The organism is Nocardioides sp. Soil796 (genome assembly GCF_001429525.1).
GTDB lineage: Bacteria > Actinomycetota > Actinomycetes > Propionibacteriales > Nocardioidaceae > Nocardioides.
The window spans coordinates 249544-264334 of record NZ_LMSQ01000022.1 but is presented as its reverse complement, the minus strand read 5'-3'; the positions used below and the strand labels follow the sequence as shown (position 1 = coordinate 264334).

At 70.4% G+C, this 14791-nt stretch carries 13 protein-coding genes; 6 read left to right on the top strand and 7 right to left on the bottom strand.

The genetic code is table 11. The features are described 5' to 3' along the window. Positions 1-80: 80 nt before the first annotated feature. The 4 genes from ASH02_RS25080 to ASH02_RS25065 all read right to left on the bottom strand — a co-directional run bounded on the left by ASH02_RS25080 (position 81) and on the right by ASH02_RS25065 (position 3691). Positions 81-350 carry a GlsB/YeaQ/YmgE family stress response membrane protein gene (locus ASH02_RS25080; RefSeq protein WP_056681186.1) on the bottom strand — a complete coding sequence of 90 codons (270 nt, stop codon included), beginning with the start codon at positions 348-350 and terminating at the stop codon, positions 81-83. Between the two features lie 28 nt (positions 351-378). Next, positions 379-600, bottom strand: coding sequence for a DUF3107 domain-containing protein (locus ASH02_RS25075; RefSeq protein WP_056681182.1), 222 nt, complete (start codon positions 598-600; stop codon positions 379-381). A gap of 63 nt (positions 601-663) precedes the next feature. Continuing rightward, complete coding sequence (locus tag ASH02_RS25070; protein WP_056681179.1) at positions 664-1245, bottom strand: TetR/AcrR family transcriptional regulator; 582 nt, start codon at positions 1243-1245, stop codon at positions 664-666. Positions 1246-1426: 181 nt separating this feature from the next. Next, positions 1427-3691 (bottom strand): immune inhibitor A domain-containing protein, encoded by a 2265-nt coding sequence (locus ASH02_RS25065; RefSeq protein WP_200951138.1) that lies wholly within the window; start codon positions 3689-3691, stop codon positions 1427-1429. A gap of 244 nt (positions 3692-3935) precedes the next feature. Between ASH02_RS25065 and moeZ the strand changes: the two genes are divergently transcribed. The 4 genes from moeZ to ASH02_RS25045 all read left to right on the top strand — a co-directional run bounded on the left by moeZ (position 3936) and on the right by ASH02_RS25045 (position 8003). Continuing rightward, a complete protein-coding gene (gene moeZ / locus ASH02_RS25060; RefSeq protein ID WP_056681172.1) occupies positions 3936-5153 on the top strand; it encodes an adenylyltransferase/sulfurtransferase MoeZ in 1218 nt (405 codons plus the stop codon). A 111-nt stretch (positions 5154-5264) separates the two neighbouring features. Beyond that, entirely contained in the window at positions 5265-6161 is an 897-nt protein-coding gene (locus ASH02_RS25055) for a hypothetical protein (protein ID WP_235532564.1), read from the top strand. 101 nt (positions 6162-6262) lie between these two features. Next, complete coding sequence (locus ASH02_RS25050; protein WP_156409871.1) at positions 6263-7669, top strand: hypothetical protein; 1407 nt, start codon at positions 6263-6265, stop codon at positions 7667-7669. Positions 7670-7697: 28 nt separating this feature from the next. Beyond that, positions 7698-8003, top strand: coding sequence for an MGMT family protein (locus ASH02_RS25045; RefSeq protein ID WP_056687381.1), 306 nt, complete (start codon positions 7698-7700; stop codon positions 8001-8003). Between the two features lie 64 nt (positions 8004-8067). Here the strand turns inward: ASH02_RS25045 and ASH02_RS25040 are convergent, their stop codons facing one another. The 3 genes from ASH02_RS25040 to ASH02_RS25820 are packed head-to-tail and all read right to left on the bottom strand — an operon-like array spanning position 8068 to position 11764. Next, positions 8068-9465, bottom strand: a complete 1398-nt coding sequence (locus tag ASH02_RS25040; RefSeq protein WP_056687380.1) for a DUF1116 domain-containing protein — start codon at positions 9463-9465, stop codon at positions 8068-8070. Further along, on the bottom strand, positions 9462-10931 hold the full coding sequence (locus tag ASH02_RS25035) for an FdrA family protein (RefSeq protein WP_056687378.1): 1470 nt from the start codon (positions 10929-10931) through the stop codon (positions 9462-9464). The genes ASH02_RS25040 and ASH02_RS25035 overlap by 4 nt, the downstream gene beginning before the upstream one ends. Next, entirely contained in the window at positions 10928-11764 is an 837-nt protein-coding gene (locus ASH02_RS25820; protein WP_200951221.1) for an oxamate carbamoyltransferase subunit AllH family protein, read from the bottom strand. The genes ASH02_RS25035 and ASH02_RS25820 overlap by 4 nt, the downstream gene beginning before the upstream one ends. Positions 11765-11849: 85 nt before the next feature. On the opposite strand from ASH02_RS25820, the gene ASH02_RS25025 reads away from it, so the two are divergent. Further along, entirely contained in the window at positions 11850-13127 is a 1278-nt protein-coding gene (locus ASH02_RS25025; RefSeq protein ID WP_056687374.1) for a PucR family transcriptional regulator, read from the top strand. A gap of 175 nt (positions 13128-13302) precedes the next feature. Further along, positions 13303-14772, top strand: coding sequence for a uracil-xanthine permease family protein (locus ASH02_RS25020; protein WP_057295717.1), 1470 nt, complete (start codon positions 13303-13305; stop codon positions 14770-14772). Positions 14773-14791 lie beyond the last annotated feature (19 nt).

The following is a 14791-nucleotide window of genomic DNA, read 5'->3' as shown; positions in this document are numbered from 1 at the left end:
GCGGTGTTCATGACACTGTGCACCCCACCGGCGGGGTGCACAGTGTCAAGGACACCGCGTTACTGCTGGTGGGGTGGGGGTCAGGGGCGGCGGCGGCCGGTGAACCCGGCGGCGATGATGACCAGGATCGCCGCGACGGCGACCTGCCAGCCGTGTCGCCACCAGTCGACGCCGGGGGTGGCCTGCGGGAAGAACTGCCCGTAGGCCCACGACCCGATCACGGCACCGGCGATGCCGCAGATGATGGTGAGCCAGAGCGGGATGTTGTCGCGGTCGCCGGGGGCGACCGCCTTGCCGAACAGCCCGATCACGGTGCCGCCGATCAGGGCCCAGAGTGTCTCGGTGACCATGGCTGCCTCTCGTGCCAGGAAGCTCCGGTCAGGAGCGGAACCCGACCTGGCCGGCGACGCCGGTGCCGATCTCGACGTACGCGAGGCGAGCGGCCGGCACGATCACGCGGCGGCCCTTGGTGTCGGTGAGCGCGACCACGCCATCGGCGGCGACGGCGTCCGAGATGGTCTTCTCGACGGTGTCGATGTCTGAATCGACCTCGAAGACGAGTTCGCGTGGGGCGTGCTGGATGCCGATCTTGACCTCCATGGCGGGGCCTTCCTCTCTGTGGCGTGCTTGCGGGGGTGCTGGCTCAGTCAATCAGTCAGGCGGTCAGTCCTGGAGCGGGTAACCGCGGATGCCGCGCCACGCCAGGCCGGCGATCAGGCTGGCGGCGTCCTCGCGGTCGATGCTCGAGGAGTCGGTGAGCCAGTAGCGGGCGCTCACCTGCGCCATGCCGACCAGGGACACGGCGAGCAGGTGCGAAGCCTCGTCGGGGAGTGCGGTGTCCTCGTGGATCACGCCGGCGATCATCTCGGCGCACTCGCGGGTGACCCGCTCGACCTGGTCGCGGACGGCGGGCTCGTTGGTCAGGTCGGACTCGAAGACCAGGCGGAACGCGCCGGTCTCGGAGGAGACGTACTCGAAGAAGGCGGCCATGGTCGCGCCGACGCGCAGCTTGTTGTCGTCGGTGGACTCCAGTGCGGCGCGACAGTTGGCGATGATCGTCTCGCACGACGTGTCGAGCAGGGCGAGGTAGAGGTCGAGCTTGCCGGGAAAGTGCTGGTAGAGCACGGGCTTGGACACACCGGCGCGATCGGCGATCTCGTCCATGGCCGCCGCGTGGTAGCCCTGGGCCACGAACACCTCGAGCGCCGCACCGAGAAGCTGCGCGCGACGCGCCTTGCGCGGCATGCGTCCGCCGCGGGGTCGAACCTCGCCCAGTTCGTCGTGCCCACTGCTCAATGCATGCTCCTCGTTCCGGTGCGGTGGCGGTACCTGCCCGCCGACGGAAGCCTACCCGTACTCATGAGTTCGGCCCCGCCCGCCCGGTGGATTCCGGGCAGACGGGGCCGACACCATGGATCGGCTCAGGTCACGGGTTGTCGACCTGCACCGTCAGTACGTCGCCCTGCTGTGCGGTCACCGTCGCAGTGACCCCGACCCCGGCCACCTTCACGGAGTTCTGCGGGTTCGCAGCGCTCCAGTAGGCCTCGGGGTTGCTGTCGTCGAACGTGGCGATGCCCGGCGAGGACGGCGCACACGCTTCGTACGTCGTACCGTCGGCTCCCTGCTTGTGCAGGCACACGTCGTCGGTGGCCTGCAGCCCGAACGTCGCGTCGAACGGCTGGCGACGGTTGCTCGGCATGGTGCCGTCACCGAAGGTCATCGGCGTCGGACGTGCGTCCACCGGCAAGGCATAGCCCGCGCCCGGGTGGGCGGAGACGTTGTTGTCGGTGTACCGGTTGTCGACCAGCCACACGAGCATGCCGTCCTGGAACGGGAAGTGCTCGACCCAGTTCGGGCGCGTGACGCCCTCGGAGAACTGGTAGGGACCGACCTGCAGTGTGGCGTCGTAGCCGACGTACGCACGGTTCTCGAGCAGGTAGTAACGGGTGGAGCTCTTGGTCTCCGTGCCGGTGGAGACCGACCAGCCCTTCACGGTCCAACCGTTGTCGCCGGCCTCGGCGCCGTCGTCGAACGAGTAGGCCTTCCCGGCCTTGATCGAGACCTGGTCGATGAACGCGCCGGCCTCGTTGACGCCGCCGTCGGTCTGGTAGCGGAACCGGAACAACGAAGCCTGTCCGTTGGCCGAGTAGGCGAACTTCAGGCTGGCCCAGTCCTTCGAGTTGCCGGTGAGGGGCCTCCCGAGCTGCGTCCACGTCGCGCCGTTGTCGAGCGAGTACTCCGCGTAGAGGTAGTCGTAGCCGGACTCGATCTGGTACCACGAGCTGGCGGAGACGGAGACGCGTGACGCGGCCGGCACCTCGCGGGTCAACGTGTTGTTCAGCTGGTCGGCGCGTCCGGAGTACCAGGCGTGGGCACCCTCGGGAGGCGTCGTGTAGGCGTTGGTCACCGAGGCGTCGGGCAGGTTCACCTTGATCGCCTGGTCCTGGCCGTCGTAGGTGTGCTGCGACGGGCCGAGGCCGATCGAGGCCGACTCCCCGGGACTGACCTCGGAGTAGTCGAGCCAACCCAGGTAGAGCTTCTCCTCCGGACCCATCAGGCCGGGGGTGTTGCCGATGCCGTCCGCGTCGCCGCCGTGCCCGAGCCAGGAGCCCGAGGACATCAGCGTCCAGAACGCGGTGCCGTTCTCGCCGCCGGCGGTGTCGTAGTAGTCGGGCAGGCCGAGGTCGTGGCCGAACTCGTGCGCGAAGACGCCGAGGCCGCCGTTCTCCGGCTCGACGGTGTAGTCGCCGACGAAGTACTTCGAGTCGCCGATCCGGGCGCCGCCGTACAGGTTGGGCGTGCTGCCCACGGTCGGGCCGGTCACGCCGTAGTCGGTGGCGTTGACGAACCAGCGGTGCGACCAGATGGCGTCGGGGTCGGCCCCGGCCTCCTCGCCCTCGCCGGCGTGCACGGCCTGGAAGTGGTCGAGGTAGCCGTCGGCCTCGTTGAAGTCGCCGTCACCGTCGAAGTCGTAGCGGTCCCACTCGTCGAACTGCGCGAGGTAGGCGTCGATCTCCGCGGTGGTCCTGCCTGCGGCCACTTGGTCGGCGTACCACGCGTTGAGGCTGTCCTGGATGAAGGCCCACGAGCCGCCGTCGTCCTCGATCGCGTTGTCGCCGTACGACGACGCGTTGCCGGGCACCGTGACCCAGTTGCTGACCGTGTTGGTCGCGGTGTAGCGGCCGCTGGAGAGTTGGGAGTAGTAGTTCTTGAACGACTCGCCGTCGCCGTTGAACATCTCCTCGTAGTGGGCCTGGTTGAAGTCCGGTGCCCAGACAGTGGAGTTGTCCAGGGCGCGGTCCGGCTCGGGAATCGCGTTGTGGAGTGGGCCGGGGGTGCGGCCGAAGCGGCCGGACCCCTCGGTGCCGAACTCGGCGAGGACCGTGAAGACCTTGTCCTCCTTCTCGACCGGGAACTCGACGAACTCGCCGTTGCCGAGGTCGACCGTGGCGCCGCCGCCGGGCTGTTTCCGGAGGGTGGCGGTGCCGTTGCTGAGCATGGCCAGCGCCTTCTGGCGCTGCTTCGTCTGCTCGCGGGTCTTGGGCCCCGGGCGGTTGTCGTGCTTGGTCTTCGCGCTCGAGTCAGATGCCTGTGGGCTGGGACTCGGTGCGGCTGTGCCGGTGGGGAGCATGGTCATGCTCAACGCCAGCGCGGCGGTTCCGGCCAGGAGGCCGGGTGCCAATTTCTTCACGTGTCTGCCTTTCGATGGGAGCATCCGTTCCTGCCGACGGCAGGAGTGCGGACGGGACCAACGATCCAAAGAGGACATTCGTCCTTTTCTTGTCGTCTACGCAAGAGGCTGGCGCAAAATTTGTTGTTTCGTCCCCGTCCGGATGACGGGACGTGACCGGGCTCGGACCCGGCCGCAGGGAACATGGACGTCGTACGTTGCGTTGCACCGGTGTCAGCACAATTGCCGTCCGAGGAGAGTCCCCGTGTCCTATCCCGCGCTCGTGGAGCCAGCCCCCGAGCTGACCATCGACGAGGTCCGCCGCTACAGCCGGCACCTGATCATTCCCGACGTCGGCATGTCCGGGCAGAAGCGCCTCAAGAACGCCAAGGTGCTCGTCATCGGCGCCGGCGGCCTCGGCTCGCCGGCGATGCTCTACCTCGCCGCCGCCGGTGTCGGCACGATCGGCATCGCGGAGTTCGACGAGGTCGACGAGTCGAACCTCCAGCGCCAGGTCATCCACGGCCAGTCCGACATCGGTCGTCCGAAGTCCGAGTCGGCGCGTGACTCCATCAAGGAGATCAACCCGCACGTCAACGTGGTCATCCACGAGGGCCGCCTCGACAACGACAACGTGCTCGGCGTCTTCGAGGGCTACGACCTGATCCTCGACGGCACCGACAACTTCGCCACGCGCTACATGGTCAACGACGCGGCGTACTTCCTGAAGATTCCCTACGTGTGGGGGTCGATCTACCGCTTCGACGGCCAGGCGTCCGTCTTCTGGCCGCACGCGGTCAAGGAGGACGGCACGTCGGCCGAGGCGCCCTGCTACCGCTGCCTCTACCCCGAGCCCCCGCCGCCGGGCATGGTCCCGTCGTGCGCCGAGGGCGGCGTCCTCGGCGTGCTCTGCGCCGCGATCGGCTCGATCCAGGTCAACGAGGGCATCAAGCTGCTCACCGGCATCGGCGACCCGCTGGTCGGCAAGCTGATGATCTACGACGCACTCGAGATGGAGTACCGCAAGCTGAAGGTCCGCAAGGACCCCAACTGTGCGCTCTGCGGCGAGAACGCCACCGTGACCGAGCTGATCGACTACGACGCGTTCTGCGGCGCGATCTCCGAGGAGGCGGCCGACGCTGCCGTCGGCTCGACGATCTCGGTGACCCAGCTCGAGCACATGATCAAGGAGAAGGAGAGCGGCGGCGCCGACTTCCTGCTGGTCGACGTCCGCGAGCCCAACGAGGCCGAGATCAACAACATCCCCGGCGCGGTGCTGATCCCGAAGGGCGAGTTCCTCAACGGCAACGCGCTCGAGCAGCTGCCCTCCGACAAGCAGATCGTGCTGCACTGCAAGTCCGGCGTCCGGTCGGCCGAGTGCCTGGCGATCGTCAAGGGTGCCGGCTACGAGAACGCCGTGCACGTCGGTGGTGGCGTGGTGGCCTGGGTCAACCAGATCGACCCCAGCCAGCCGACCTACTGACCGGTCGACCCCAGCGACCCCATGGCCCGATCGGGCCATGGGGTCGTAACCATTTCGGGCCGGGGGTCGTTGGTGCAGTGACTCCCACACACCGACTGGAGGACGCATCTCATGCGTTTCACCCCGAAGTTCACCCCGACTCGCCTGATGGTCGGCGCAGTCGCAGCAGCCAGCACCGTCGCCCTGGCGGTCACCGTGATGCCTGCCCAGGCGGCCACCTCTGCGGCCACCGCCCAGGCCTGGGCCCCGGCGGAGACCGCCGCGATCCACCCCGGCGTCCAGACCTACACGTCGGGCGGCCAGTGCACCGCCAACTTCGTCTTCACCGACGACGCCGGCAACGTCTATCTCGGCCAGGCCGCCCACTGCTCGGGCACCGGCGAGGCCACCGACACCAACGGCTGCGACGCCGGGACCCTTCCACTGGGCACCAAGGTCACCTTCAACGAGGGGGGCAGCCTGATCTCCGAGGGCACCCAGGTGGGCACCGGAACGATCGCCTACAGCAGTTGGAACACGATGCACGCCGTGGGGGAGACAAACGCCAACACGTGTGCCTACAACGACCTGGCACTGGTCAAGGTGAGCGCCCCCGACGTGGCCAAGGTGAACCCGTCGGTGCCGTTCTGGGGCGGCCCGGTCGGCATCAACACCACCGGCACCGCAACCGGTGACAAGGTCTATTCCTACGGCAACTCCAGCCTGCGAGGCGGCATCACCCTGCTCTCGCCCAAGACCGGGATCAGCCTCGGCGACGATGCTGCCGACGGTGGCTGGTCGCACCCGCTCTACACGCTGACCCCCGGTGTCCCCGGTGACTCGGGCAGCGCGTTCCTCGACGCGCAGGGCAAGGCGGTCGGCACGCTCTCCACGCTCGGTCTGGCGCCGCTGCCGTTGTCGAACAACATCGGCGACCTGTCCCGCGAGCTTGCGTATGCGCAGCAGCACTCGGGGATCCCGGGCCTGCGGCTGGTCCCCGGCACCGAGCCGTTCGAGCCCGTGCTCTGACCCGCTGACCCACGTCACGGCCCCCGCCCGGCGAGCACCGGGTGGGGGCCGTGTCGTGTCCGGCCACGGAACCGCCCCTGCTCGTCGTACGTCGTACCCCCATGAATTCTCTGACGCTTCTCGGGACCCGACTGACGGTGGTGGGGGCGCTGCTCGGCGTCGTCGCGTGCACGGGTGACGAGCCCGCCTGCGCGTGCGGCGACCCCGGCCGTCCGGTCGTGACGGCCGGACAGGGAGTCGGCGCCGGCCACACGACGTACGCCGTGGTGCACGGCGGCCGGACGGCGTACGTCGTCGACCGGGAGAGCACGGTCGTCGACGAGGTGACGCTGCCCGAGCACGCGGTGATCCGGCAGGCGGTGCCGGGGACGGTCAGCTTCTTCGGGGACGACACGATCTGGAACCTCGATCTCTCCGAGGGCTCCGTCGACACGATCCACGGACTGGACGGAGACCCGTCACGGCTGGAGGACGGCCAGCGCCTGGCCGTGCGCACCGAGACGCAGGGTGATGCGTCCGACGGGTCCGCGGCGTCCGACGAGCCCGGGCCGGAGGAGCTCGTCTCGGTGCAGGACGTGCTCACGGGCGACACGGAGACGGTCGACACCCCGGTCGGTGGGCCCGCCGAGGTGGTCGCGCGCACCGGTGACCTGATGGTGCTCGAACGGCACGAGGACGGGGCGTTGGTCGCCCTCCGCCTCGACAAGCCGATCGCGACGCCGGTCGAGCTGCCGACCGACGACCTCGAGGAGATCAGCTTCTCGGCGGACGGTCACACGGCCGCGACCTCCGTGGAGGGGAGCCTCCGGCTCGGCGACACCTCGGCTGAGCTGGACGGCGTCGGCCGGGAACAGGGCACGGTACTCGGTGTCGTGGGCCGCTCCGCGCTCGTCGACCGGGGGACCGGCCTGGTGCTCGTGGGCAGGGACGGTCGCGAGAGCCCGGTGCGTGGCGCGGTCGACGGACTCGAGCTCCAGGACCCGTCGGGCCTCCTGCGTCGCGGGGACGACGAGGCGCCGGTCTGGTACCGGCTGTCCGGGACGCGCCTGACCGAGATGCGCGCGGTCCGTGGCATGCAGCTCGAACTGGCCGACTCTGCCGGGTGGTGGTTCTCCACGGCCGGTCGCACGGCACCGTTGAGCCGCTTCCCCTTGGTCGCGGTCGCGCCCGGCACCGGCGTGGCCCGTCCGGTCGGCGGTGACCTGGCCCAGCTCGCCGCCCTCGCGGACGGTGTCGAGCACCTGGACGGGCGCTACCGGGCGGCGCCGTTCCGCAACGACAACGGCTTCACCGATCTTGCCCTGGCCGACGCCCGGACCGGCGTCGTGGTGTCCGTTGACGACGAGCAGAACCCGATCACGATCGCCCCCGAGGGCAGCCTGATCGCCTCCACCACGGTGCAGGGACCGACGATCACCACCTTCACGGGTGGGAGCCAGCGCGTGGTCCCGGTGTTCGACATCGACGAGGACTCCGAAACGTGGGACTACCACTGGGTGCGCGGCTAGAGCATGTCCTCGCTCTAGGCTTGGTCGCGTGAACGAGGAGTACGTCGAAGCGGTGCTGCAGTACGTCGAACGCGTGCCGAGGGGACGCGTGACGACGTACGGCGCGGTGGCCGACGTCGTGGGTGAGGCCCTGGGCATCGGTGGTCCGCGCCTGGTCGGCAACGTGATGGCGATGCACGGCGGGCCGGTGCCGTGGTGGCGGGTGGTGCGCGCCGACGGGTCGTTGCCGCCGAGCCACCAGGACGAGGCACGGCAGTGCTACCTGGAGGAGAACACTCCGATGCGCCCCTCCGGGAAGGTCGACCTGAAGGCCGCCTTCTGGCAGCCCGCCTGACTCGTCGGACGGCGTGCACCCAGGAACTGGCGACGGGTCGACAAAAACTGGCGACGGGTCGGCTTCAGGTGGTGCTGCGAGCCCGGGCGCGGGCGGCGAGCTGGGCCAGTGCCTGCGGGAAGATCTCGGCCGGTGGGGTCACCAACCCGGCGCCCACCTGCCCGACGCCCGCCACCTTGCCGGCCATGCCGGTGTTGATCTGCGGCAGGATGCCGGTGCGACAGACCAGGCTCACGTCGATGCCGCTCGGCACACCCTGGAACTCGAGCACCGGGATTGACCAGCGCGGGTTCTCCCCGAGGGTGATCTCGTGCATCCGGCGCGTGGTGGCGAGGGCGTCGGGCACGCTGCCGCCGACCAGCCGCACGATGGCCGGTGCGGTCGCCATCGCGAAGCCGCCGATGCCGGCGGTCTCGGTGATCGCGGAGTCGCCGATGTCGGGGTTGGCGTCGTCGGGGCCGTAGTCACCCAGGAAGAGCCCGTCGGCGACCTGGGCCGGTCCGGTGAACCACTGGTCGCCGGTGCCCGAGGTCTGGATGCCGAACTCGGTGCCGTTGCGGGCCATCGCCACGACCATCGTGGAGCCGTCGATGCCGCGTGCCGCGTCGAGGGCGAGCTTGCAGGTCGGCATCGCCACGTTGAGGAAGAAGTGGTCGTTGCCACCGATGAAGCGCAGGGCTGCCGCGACGTCGGCGGACGGGAATCCGGAGTCGACCATCGCGGGGGACAGGTCGCGCAGCAGCATCAACGTGCCGGCCCGGTTGCGGTTGTGCGCCTCGTCGCCCATCTGGAGCATCTGGGTGAGGATGCCGGTGGCGTCGACCGGCCCACTGGTGCGCACCGCCTTCTGCAGCACCGGCCCCAGCACCGCCGACATCCAGCGCAGCCGGTCGAGGACCTCGGGGGAGTAGGCGCCGTAGCGCAACACCTTGCCGAGACCCTCGTTGAGCGAGCAGTGCGCGCGCCTGCCAGTGGCGGGGTCCTCGAGCACGAACATCCACATCGACGGCGTGACCACACCCGCCATCGGCCCGACCGTGTCGCGGTGGTGGCACGGCTCGAGGGAGATCCCGTCACCCGACTCGAACAGCGCCACGGCCATCTCCGGATCGTCGACCAGGCCCTCGAGCGCGGCGCCGGCCATCAGGCCACCGCGCAACGGACCGGACGCCGTCTCCCACCCGATCGGCGGACCGGCGTGCAGGAACTCGCCCCGGTGCAGGCCCAGCACCTCCGACGCCGGAGCGACGTCGACCAGCAGGGCCTGCACTCCCAGCATCGCGGCCAGTGCCTGCTCGTTGGCGGGCCTGCGCAGGGGGTCGGCGGCCACCGTGGCGAGGTCGGCCTCGGTGCCGGGCATCGGCGGCCGCCAGTCGACGCGGCTGACGGGCACGGCCTGGGCCTCGATCGCGTCGGCGAACAGCCCGGCACCGGCGCTGACGATGCGGGTGGGTGTGGTCATCGCGCGCCACCGATCAGCTCGAGGGCGCGGCAACAGGCCGCCGCGTTGGACAGGTGGACCTCGGCCCCCGCGGCCGAGAGCGCCTCCGCCTGCCGGGACAGGCCCTGGGGGTCGGAGGTGGTGCCGACCAACGCGACCACGACCGGGCACGCCGCCCGCGCGATGGCCGGCGCGAGAGACGCCGCCGGATCGTCCTCCGCACCGTGGCCGAGCACGACGTCCAGGAGCAGTACGCCGGTCCGCGGGTCGGCGGCGACCTCTGCGAGGTGCTCGAGCCTCAACGTCGGGTCGATCATCGGGTGCGCCCGCCCGGAGGTGAGGGTGTCGTCGCCGAAGTCGATCATCAGGTGGGCGTCGGCGTCGAGGTCGGGGCCGAGGGCCAGCTCGGGCGAGAAGGGAATGTTGCTCCTGATCGGGCCGATCACCTGCGTCGCCACGAGCATGGCCTCGTCGCACAGGGTCCCGCCCACGAACAGCCCGCGCAGCAGCCCACCGCCGTCCGCACGGGCCGTCGCCTCGCCCCACACGGGCCAGTCCGGGACCTCGCGTCCGAGCCTGGCCAGCACGGTCTCCGCCGCGGCAGTCAGGTCGGGTTGACCTGCGCCGAGCAGGGCGAACTCGACCGGGGTGCCCAGCGTGGCGGCGTACTCACGGATGGTGGCGGCCACCTCGGCCGCCGGCGGCTTGGAGACGACCACGATCAGCTCGATCGCCGGGTCGTCGTCGAGACGGCGCAGCGACTCCCTCGTGGAGAGCCCTCCGACGTCGGCGGACAGGTCGCGTCCGCCGACGCCGAGGGCCGATCCAACCCCCAGGTCTGCATGGTCGAGCAGGGCCATCAGCTGTTGGCATCCGGTGCCGGAGGCGGCCACGATGCCGACAGGTCCCGGCACCACCGCGTTGGCGAATCCGAGGCCCAGTCCGCCGACGACGGCGGTTCCGCAGTCGGGGCCCATCACCAGGAGCCCGCGCTCGGTCGCCGTGCGCTTGAGCGCGACCTCCTGATCCAGGGGCACGTTGTCGCTGAAGACCATCACGTCGTGACCGGCGTCGAGTGCGTCCATCGCCTCGACGAACGCACTCGGACCGGGCACCGAGACCAGCGCCAGCACGTCACCGCCGTTCGCGTCGCGGCTCAGGGCCGAACCTGTGGTGCGCGGCGGTGCCAGCTCGACCGTGCCAGCGGCGACGCGGCTCGACGCGGCCAGTGCCGCGTCGACCGCGACGAGGGCGGGTGCCAGAGCCGCCTCATCGTCGAGCCGGAGGGCCACCACCATGTCGTTGGCGGTGACGTCCGGAGGCGGCGCGAAGCCCATGCCGGCCAACACGTCGAGGTTGAGGTCGGTGGCCATCGCGACCTGCGCGGCCTCGACACCGGCCCCAGCGGCGACGGTGCGGCTGACCTGCAGCAGGGTCACGGAGTCGGCGTACGCGCCGCGTCTGAGCTCGACATGGGTGTGGCTCATGCGCAGCGGCTCCGTTGCGTGTCGGGGGAGGTCGCGTCGGTGTTGGCTGCCGGGGGCCCGGCCGATGACAGCGACGCGAGCGCGAGACCCACGCCCAGCAGGAGGGCGCTTCCCGACGTGTGCCCGATGCCGACCAGGTCGTCGACGGCGTTGGCGCGATCCGCCGCCGAAGCGGCCGCGGGTTCGGCGAGCACCCGCAGGAGGCGACCGAACTCGGGGAGCACCTCGCCGTGCCGGGCGCAGTCGAGGAGGGTCGCGGAGAGCGTCGTGGTGCGGTGCCGGGTCTGGGCGAGCGCGCGCGCGAACCCGGGTACGTCGACTCCAGCCGCCCAGTGCGTGGCCAGCCAGCCGCAGAGCACGTCGTCCCCGGACGGGGTGAGCCCGCTGCCGCGTCCGACCAGGTGCGCGACGGCGGCCGGCTCCGCTCGTGCCAGGGCGTCGAGGGCGTGGGTGGGCAGTTCCTGTGCGAGCAGGTCTCGAGCCGCGCCCACGTCGACCGTCACCGGTGCATCGAGGGTGAGCCGCGGTGCCGACACGTCGACCAAGCGGCCGACCCTGACCTCGGTGTCGTCGAGGAACAGCGCACCGTCGGCGACCCGCGCGGTGCGCGCCGTGGCGAGCTCCCCGATGCCGGGGGTGGCCAACCGCAGCGCGCAGGGGACGGCGGCCGCGGACGTGCCGACCACGCCGACGCACCAGCCCTCGACCTCGAGGTAGAGCGCCAGCGGACCGCGATGGAGGAACCCCACCGGGCCCCTCGCCGCGGCCAACCGCTCCCGGACCCGGGTCGGTGCCGCTGCGGGTGTGCCTGTGGAGGGCGCTGTCGCGATCACCCTCCCGACGCTAGTGGGACGCAGTACGGTTTGCCGATGTGAGGTTGTGCCAACGGAACGCCGGAACGAGGTGCAAGAGTTGATAGTGCCGGACCAGACCAGCAGCCAGACCAGCAGCCAGGACGCGATCAAGGCCCTGGCCAGGGTCGACGCGCTGCACACGGCCCTGACCCAGATCGTCCTCGAGGGTGGCAACCTGAGCCAGATCGCCGCCGAGGTGGCGCGCGTCCTCGACGTCGGCGTACTCCTCACCTCCACGGACGGGCGCGAACGAGCGGCGGAGCTGTCCGACGCACTGCGTGGCCTGATGGACGACGCCGAGCTGTTCGACCCGACCGGACGCTTCCGGGTCGAGCGGGCCGGGGCCGACGGCGTGGGGGTCGGCCGGGGACAGGTCCGGATGCTGCGCATCGTCGCCGGTGGCGCGGACCTGGCCCGGCTGGTCTGCTTCCGCGAGGGCTCGGAGATCTCCTCCGGAGACGTCCACGCAATGGAGCGAGCCGCGGCCGTCGCCGCACTGCTGATCACCCGCGAGGAGGCGGTCGGCGCGGTCGAGAACAAGTACCAGGGCGACTTCCTGCGCGACGTGCTCCTGCGACGGGCCGGGGCCGAGGAGTACGTCGTCGAGCACGTCGAGGCGTTCGGCTGGAACCTGTCGCGGCCGATGGTGGTGGTCGCCGCCGAGATCGATCCCGCGCCCGCCGACGAGCCGGCCACCTCGAACCGGATCCGTCGGCGGTGGCAGGAGCGCTTCTCCGCTGCCTGGCGCCAGGTCAGCCACGCCTTCGACCCGGGTGTGCCGAGCGTCGACTTCTCCTCGGAGGTGGTGACCCTGGTGCCGGTGCCGGAGGACGCCGTCGACGGTGGCGCCTCGGTGGTGCGGCAGCTGGTCTCCGACGTGGCCGGCGACAAGGGCGGAGGGCGACGTCCCTTCTCCGTGGGCGTGAGCCGGGTGGCCGCCGACATCGAGGGCCTCCCCGAGGCCTACGCGCAGGCCCGTCGAGCGGTGGAGGTCGGACGACGGGTGCACGGCGGTGGCTCGACGACGTACTTCGACCAGCTCGGCGTGCACCGCCTGATCGCGCTGGTGCCCGACCACGACGAGCTGCACTCCTTCGCCCGCGACGTCCTCGGCGAGCTCGCCGGCACGTCCGCGGAGGTGACCGACCTGCGCGAGACCCTGCAGGTGCTGCTCGACACGAACTTCAACGTGGCCGAGGCCGCGCGGCTCCAGTTCTTCCACTACAACACGATGCGCTACCGGGTCGGGAAGCTCGAGCGGCTGCTCGGGCCGGTGGGCTCCGACCCGCACCTGCGCCTCGACGTCGCGGTCGCCCTGCGGGTCCTCGAGATCGCCGACTGACGGGTCCGTACGGCGCGCCGCACCGACGCGCCGTACCAAAGGGCTCGCGAACAAGATCTGCCACTGGAAGGATGTGCCGTTCAGCACAAGTCGCCGGTGTTCGGCAGGATCGGGCCCACTAGGTTCGGCAACCTGCGGAGGAAATCCGGGCTGCGGCCCGCGTCGAGGAGGCAGCATGTCGATGTTCAGGTGGGACGTGGTCGATCCGGCGCCGGGTCAGGCGGTGGCACCACACCAGCGGCTCGGCTGGGGCAAGACGGCCGGCCTCGGCGCACAACACGTGGTCGCCATGTTCGGCGCGACCTTCGTGTTCCCGATCGTCATGGGCCTCAACGCCAACCTGGCGATCATGATGAGCGGCATCGCCACGATCTGCTTCCTGCTGATCGTGAAGAACAAGGTGCCCAGCTACCTCGGCACCTCGGCGTCCTTCGTCGGCGGGGCGGGCGCGGTCTACGCACAGGGCGGCGGGCCCGAAGACGTCACCGGCGCGATCCTGGTCGCCGGCGTCGTCCTCGCCCTGGTCGGCCTGGTGATCCACTTCTTCGGGGCGCGGGTCGTCAACGCCGTGCTGCCCCCGGTCGTGACCGGTGCCGTGGTCATGCTGATCGGCTTCAACCTGGCCCCGGTGGCCACCCAGACCTACATGCCGGCCGACCCGTGGGTCGCGATCATCACCATGACCGCGGTGATCCTGATGGCCGTGGGCCTGCGCGGGTTCTTCGGGCGGATCGCGATCTTCCTCGGCCTGATCTTCGGCTATGTCCTCTCGGTCGTGGTCGACAAGATCTTCGGCAAGACCTCGCTGCCCGTGCCGGGCAACCCGGAGCCGGGCGCCCACTGGCGGGTCGACTGGAGTGCGGTGAAGGAGGCCGACTGGTTCGGCTTCCCCCAGCACACCGCCGAGGGCCTGGTCGGCAACCAGACCGAGCTGAACAACCTCGGCGCGGTCGGCTGGCACCTCCCGGACTTCTCGTTGACCTTCGCGCTCCTCGTGCTGCCGGCGGTGATCGCACTGGTCGCCGAGAACGTCGGACACGTCAAGGCCGTGGCCGAGATGACCGAGACCGACCTCGACCCGGTGATGGGCCGGGCAGTCGCGGCCGACGGCGTCGGCACCGTCATCGCGTCCGCGGTCGGCGGCTCACCCACCACGACGTACGCCGAGAACATTGGCGTCATGGCGGCGACGAGGGTCTACTCCACGGCCGCCTACTACGTGGCCGCGGTGGTGGCGATCCTGCTCGGCCTGGTGCCGAAGTTCGGCGAGATCGTGAACCACACGCCACCGGCCGTGCTCGGCGGGATCACCCTGGTGCTCTACGGGATGATCGGCCTGCTGGGCGCCAAGATCTGGAAGGAGAACGACGTCAACTTCGCCGATCCGGTGAACCTCGTGCCCCTTGCGGCCGGCATCATCCTGGCCATCGGCGATGCCAGCCTGAAGATCACCGACGACTTCTCCCTCAACGGCATCGCGCTGGGCACGCTGGTCACCGTGATCGGCTACCACCTGGCCCGCCTCGTGGCGCCCCGCGTCAACGACGACGGCACGATCATCGCGGTCGGCGGCACCGGCACCCATGCGAGTCCCGAGGGCGACGAGACGGACTCTGGCGCAGCCCCGGGAAGGCACCGGGACTAGGTGGCCACCGCCGGAGGTC

Excerpts from the sequence above, each read along its gene's own strand:
- ASH02_RS25055 (WP_235532564.1), top strand. The coding sequence starts at position 5,265 with ATGCGTTTCACCCCGAAGTTCACCCCGACTCGCCTGATGGTCGGCGCA.
- ASH02_RS25050 (WP_156409871.1), top strand. The coding sequence starts at position 6,263 with ATGAATTCTCTGACGCTTCTCGGGACCCGACTGACGGTGGTGGGGGCG.
- ASH02_RS25020 (WP_057295717.1), top strand. The coding sequence starts at position 13,303 with ATGTCGATGTTCAGGTGGGACGTGGTCGATCCGGCGCCGGGTCAGGCG.
- ASH02_RS25080 (WP_056681186.1), bottom strand. The coding sequence starts at position 350 with ATGGTCACCGAGACACTCTGGGCCCTGATCGGCGGCACCGTGATCGGG.
- ASH02_RS25035 (WP_056687378.1), bottom strand. The coding sequence starts at position 10,931 with ATGAGCCACACCCATGTCGAGCTCAGACGCGGCGCGTACGCCGACTCC.
- ASH02_RS25075 (WP_056681182.1), bottom strand. The coding sequence starts at position 600 with ATGGAGGTCAAGATCGGCATCCAGCACGCCCCACGCGAACTCGTCTTC.
- ASH02_RS25070 (WP_056681179.1), bottom strand. The coding sequence starts at position 1,245 with ATGCCGCGCAAGGCGCGTCGCGCGCAGCTTCTCGGTGCGGCGCTCGAG.
- ASH02_RS25040 (WP_056687380.1), bottom strand. The coding sequence starts at position 9,465 with ATGACCACACCCACCCGCATCGTCAGCGCCGGTGCCGGGCTGTTCGCC.